Below are 3,995 nucleotides of genomic sequence, written 5' to 3' on the forward strand. Positions count from 1 at the left end.
CTGCGCGGCCAGGGCGTCGGCTGCTTCATCGAGGCAGGCCCGGACGCCCAGCTGGCCCCCATGATCGAGCAGACCCTCGCCCACCACGACAACGCCGGTGACCGGCACCTCGACGGAACCGGCGGTGGGGACGGCGACCACGCCCAGGTCCGCGGTGCCGGCGGTGGCGGTAAAGACGCGGAGCCTGCCTCGGTGGTGGCGTTGCTGCGCCGCGACCGGGACGAGACCGCCCAACTGGTCGCCGGACTGGGCCAGGCATGGACCTGCGGCACCGGCGTGGACTGGACCGCCTGGCCGGCCTGGACCACCGGAACCGGAACGACCGGACCGGCTGGGACCCGCGTCGGCGACCTGGATCTGCCCACCTATCCGTTCCAGCATCGCCGTTACTGGCTGCAGGCGGCTCCGACCAGTGACCCGGCCGCGCTCGGTCTGCGTGCCGCCGACCATTCGATCCTTGGTGCGGTGGTGGAGCAGCCCGACGGCGGCGCCATCCTGACCGGCCGGCTGTCGCTCACCGCTCATTCCTGGCTGGCCGATCACGCCATCAACGCCACCCCGATCCTGCCCGGCACCGCCTTCGTCGAACTGGCCCTGCGCGCCGGAGACCAGGTCGGCTGCCCCACCATCGACGAACTCACCCTGCACGCCCCGCTGGAGCCACCGAGTCGTGGTCAGGTGACGATCCGGGTGGTCGCCGGCCGATCCGCCGTGGACGGGCGGCGGCCCGTGGAGATCCACTCCATCGGCGAAGACGGTGTCTGGCTACGGCACGCCACCGGCATCCTCTCCCCCGTCCCCGCTCCCGGCTCGGCGGCGGCACACGAGTTCGCCGACTGGCCACCGCCGGGCGCCGAACCGGTCGACGTCACCGGCCTCTACCCGGCGATGGCCGACCGCGGCTACGACTACGGCCCCGCTTTCCGCGGCCTCACCCGAGCCTGGCGCCGCGGCGAGGAGGTCTTCGTCGAGGTGGCGTTGGCCGACGGGGTGGAGGCAACGGGCTTCGGCGTGCACCCAGCGCTGCTCGACGCGGCCCTGCACGCCACCGACCTGCTGCCCGGCCACGAGCAGGACACGGCGTTGCCGTTCGCCTGGCGCGGGGTGTCACTGCATGCCGACGGGGCGCGTGCGGCGCGGGTCAGGCTGCGCCCGGACGAGGAATCCGGGGTTCGGCTCGACCTCGCCGACCCGGTGGGCCGGCCGGTGGCCACGGTGACGTCACTGGCTTACCGCCCGGTGCCCGCGCAGTGGTCGAGTTCGCGCTCTGCGGCGCACCAGTGGCTGCACGAGGTGGTGTGGCGCCCGATGGACGTGACGATGTCGTCGGGTGGCATCGGCGCGGATCTGGTGATCGATGCCACCGAGTGGGCCAGGGTCGGATCCGCCGACAGTGGGACGCTGGACCGCCTGCGCCGTGGCGTGGGTTCGGTGCTGGCCCGCTTGCGCGAGTGGCTGACCAGTGAGACGAGAGCTGACGCCCGGTTGGTGGTGGTGACCCGGGGTGCGATGGCCGTGGCCGACGGCGAGGTCCCGGATCCGGCGCAGGCCGCGGTGTGGGGGCTGGTGCGGGCCGCTCAGTCGGAGGAGCCCGGTCGGATCACGTTGGTCGATCTGGAAGGCGACACCGAGACGGCACCCGGTGAGGTGGCGCCTGCCGGTGCCTCGCTGGGCCGAAGCGGTGACGAGGTGACCGACGCGGTGGCGGCGGCGCTGGCCTGTGGTGAGCCGGAGGCGGCGGTGCGCGGGGGCCGGCTGTGGGTGTCCCGGATGACGCACGTGGCATCCCCCGACCTGGACGGTGGAGTCTTCCCGTCGCTTGGGGAAGCCGGCCAGGTGGGCGGTGAGGATGCTGAGGTCATGTGGCCGGTCGATGGGACCACGTTGGTCACTGGTGGTACCGGTGGGTTGGGTGCGTTGGTGGCGCGGCATTTGGTGGCGGTGCATGGGGTGCGGCATCTGTTGCTGGTCTCTCGGCGTGGTCTGGATGCTCCTGGGGCGGTCGAGCTGCGTGATGAGCTGACCGAGCAGGGTGCCGAGGTGACCGTCGCCGCCTGCGACGTGGCTGATCGGGACGCTCTGAGCGCGCTGCTGGGCGAGATGGGTGGGGCGTGGCCGTTGCGTGCGGTGGTGCATGCGGCGGGGGTGGTGGATGACGGGGTGGTTTCGTCGTTGTCGGCTGGTCGGGTGGAGGCGGTGCTGCGGCCGAAGGTGGATGCGGCGTGGTATCTGGATGAGTTGACGCGTGGTGGGGATCTGGCGCGGTTTGTGGTGTTCTCTTCGCTGGCCGGGGTGGTGGATGGGGCCGGGCAGGGGAATTACGCGGCGGCCAATGCCGCGGTGGATGCGTTGGCGGTGGCTCGGGCGGCGGCTGGTCTGCCGGGGGTGTCGCTGGCGTGGGGGCCGTGGGTGGAGGAACGGGGGATGGCGGGTCGGATCGGTGCGCGTGATGAGGCGCGGATGAATGCCGCTGGTGTGGTGGCGTTGACCGCGGGTCAGGGGTTGGCTCTGTTGGATGCGGCTGTGGTGGCGGGGCGGCCGTTCGTGGTGCCGGCTCGGTTCGATGCGGCGGCGCTGGGCCGGCGTGGGGCGGGTCTGCCGGCGCTGTTGCGGGAGTTGGCCGGTCCTGCGGTGCGTCCCGCGGCTGATCCCGCGCGGGTGGCCGATCCCACCGCGGCGCCCGGCGCCGCTGGTACGGCTGGTGCGGGTGCGGAGCGGCCGGTGATGGCGCTGGCGCATCTGTCGGCGCGGCAGCGCCAGCGGCAGTTGCTGGACATGGTCTGTGCTCAGGCGGCGGCCACGCTGGGGCATGACAGTGCTGCGGCGATCGATGCCGATCGGCCTTTCCAGGAGTTCGGGTTCGATTCGCTGACCGCGGTGGAGTTGCGTAACCGGTTGCACACGGTGACCGGGTTACGGCTCACCCCGACCTTGGTGTTCGATCACCCCACTCCTCGCGCGCTGGCGATGCATCTGGATGCCACGGTGTTCGGTGGTGCTGCCTCTGGTCCGGCCCCGGCGGTCCCGGCTGGCGGTTCCGGCGGTTCGGGTGGTGATGGTGATCTGATCGCCGTTGTCGGGATGGCCTGCCGTTTCCCCGGTCAGGTGACCAGCCCCGACGACCTGTGGCAACTCCTGGTCGACGACCGCGATGGCATCACCGGCTTCCCCACCGACCGAGGCTGGGACATCACCGGCATCTACGACCCCGAGCCCGGCAAGCAGGGTCGCACCTACACCCGGCAGGGCGGGTTCCTGCACGACGCGGCGTACTTCGACCCCGCCCCGTTCGACATCGGTCCGCGCGAGGCCACCGCCATGGACCCGCAGCAGCGACTGCTGCTCGAAGCGTCCTGGGAGGCCCTGGAGCGCGCCGGCATCGACCCGTCCGGTCTGCGCGGCACCCCGACCGGGGTGTTCGCCGGAGTGATGTACCACGACTGGGGCACTCGGCCGGGCAAGGTGCCGGAGGAGTATGCCGGCTACCTGGGCAACGGCAGCCTGGCCAGTGTGGTGTCCGGGCGAGTCTCGTACGCGTTCGGCCTGGAGGGGCCGGCGGTGTCGGTGGACACGGCGTGTTCATCGTCGCTGGTGGCGCTGCATTTAGCGGCGCAGGCGCTGCGTAGCGGGGAGTGTGATCTGGCGCTGGCCGGAGGCGTGACGGTGATGGCCACGCCCGACACCTTCACCGACTTCGGCCTCCAGCGGGGTCTGGCCGCTGATGGGCGGTGTAAGTCGTTCGCCGAGGCGGCTGATGGGGTGGGTTGGGGCGAGGGTGTCGGTGTGCTGGTGGTGGAGCGGCTGTCGGACGCTCGCCGTCGTGGGCACCAGGTGCTGGCGGTGCTGCGTGGCAGCGCGGTCAACCAGGACGGCGCCTCCAACGGGCTGACCGCCCCCAACGGTCCCTCGCAGGAGCGGGTGATCGCTCAGGCGCTGGCGTCGGCGGGGATCGGTCCGGCGCAGGTGGACGTGGTCGAAGGACACGGCACCGGCAC

At 72.0% G+C, this 3,995-nt stretch carries 1 protein-coding gene; it reads left to right on the forward strand.

Going from position 1 to position 3,995, the window contains the following annotated elements; all coding sequences use genetic code 11:
* Positions 1 to 60: 60 nt before the first annotated feature.
* The coding region (locus ABZT47_RS40230) for a type I polyketide synthase (RefSeq protein ID WP_354854065.1) at positions 61 to 3,995 on the forward strand (3,935 nt) is incomplete at its 3' end.

The organism is Sphaerisporangium sp. NPDC005289, assembly GCF_040607455.1.
GTDB lineage: Bacteria > Actinomycetota > Actinomycetes > Streptosporangiales > Streptosporangiaceae > Sphaerisporangium > Sphaerisporangium rhizosphaerae.